Annotated in this window: 2 protein-coding genes; both read right to left on the bottom strand. The window is 63.4% G+C overall.

Annotated features, from left to right (window positions below; translation table 11 throughout):
• On the bottom strand, positions 1-451 hold a 451-nt coding region (locus EOA60_RS33765; RefSeq protein ID WP_164899797.1), incomplete at its 3' end, for a UTP--glucose-1-phosphate uridylyltransferase.
• Positions 452-526: 75 nt separating this feature from the next.
• Positions 527-1,203 (bottom strand): glycosyl transferase (locus EOA60_RS33770; protein ID WP_128312664.1); only part of this gene is annotated, 677 nt, incomplete at its 5' end.

A 1,203-nucleotide genomic window follows, 5' to 3' on the forward strand; every position in this document is an offset into this window, starting at 1 on the left:
GATAGAGGTCGACGGTTTCCGCCAGGCAGCCCGGCGCGCCGAAGGACACCATGTCGGGGAGCAGCAGCGCGAAGGGCTCGTTGCCGATCACGTCGCGTGCGCACCATACGGCATGGCCGAGACCGTGCGGCGACTGCTGGCGGATGAAGGAGGTGGCGCCGGCCACCGGCAGCAAGCTTTCCAGCGATTGGAGCTGCGCCTTCTTGCCAGTCTGCTCGAGGGTCCCGATCAGTTCAGGGTGCAGGTCGAAATAGTCTTCGATGACCGCCTTGTTGCGCCCGGTGACGAAGACGATGTGCTCGATGCCGGCCTCGAAGGCCTCGTCCACGGCATATTGCACGACAGGCTTGTCGACGACGGGCAGCATTTCCTTCGGCATCGACTTGGTCGCCGGCAGGAACCGCGTTCCGAGCCCCGCCACCGGTATGACTGCCTTCCTGACTTTCTGCATCGCTTATTCCTTCTGAGGATATCGCTTTTTTACCTATCGCTGGCTATGAAACCGCATTCCATGCGCCTGCATACTTCACCTCCCCGTGCCCACGGCAAACTGTGCCGCAACCCTTCTCAGCCGAGCCGCGATCGGCATCGACATATGCCGGACCGCGGCCGGATCGCTGAGCGCCGTGCGTATCGCCTTCAGCGGCGCACGCGCCTTGATGTGGTGCACCAATGACAGGAACGAGGCCGCCTTGCGCAGGCTGCGGCCGCGTCTGGCGAAAGCCGCCTTGGCGCCGTCGTCCATGAAATGCGCGGCCGCGAACGCGGCATCGGCCTCGGCCATCGCCTCGACATGATGCAACTCGAGCACGCGCGAGATCGAGCCGGTGCGGATATGGTAGACGTAGCCGACGGTCGGCTCGACCACGCAGCGGCCGCCTTTGGCCAGCGCGCTCGCCAGAAGAATGTAGTCTTCGCCGATGCGCAGCTTTTCGTCGTAGCGCAGTTGATTGTCGTCCAGGAAACGGCGCCGGAAGATCGGCTTCAGATATCCGAGGTTGAAGCGGGACTCGAAAACGATGTTGCCGGCGATATAGTCGGTCAGCGAGATTTCGCCGAGTTCTTCGAGATACCCGGTCGGGAACATCATGTCTTCGGGCGTGCCGTCCTCGCGCACGACTTGGACATTGTCGACCGCGATCTCGGCACCCGCCTTCTCCGCCCTAGCGATCATGGCCGCCAGCCTGCCGGGCAGGACGGCAT

Source organism: Mesorhizobium sp. M1A.F.Ca.IN.020.06.1.1 (assembly GCF_004023265.1).
Taxonomy (GTDB): Bacteria; Pseudomonadota; Alphaproteobacteria; order Rhizobiales; family Rhizobiaceae; genus Mesorhizobium.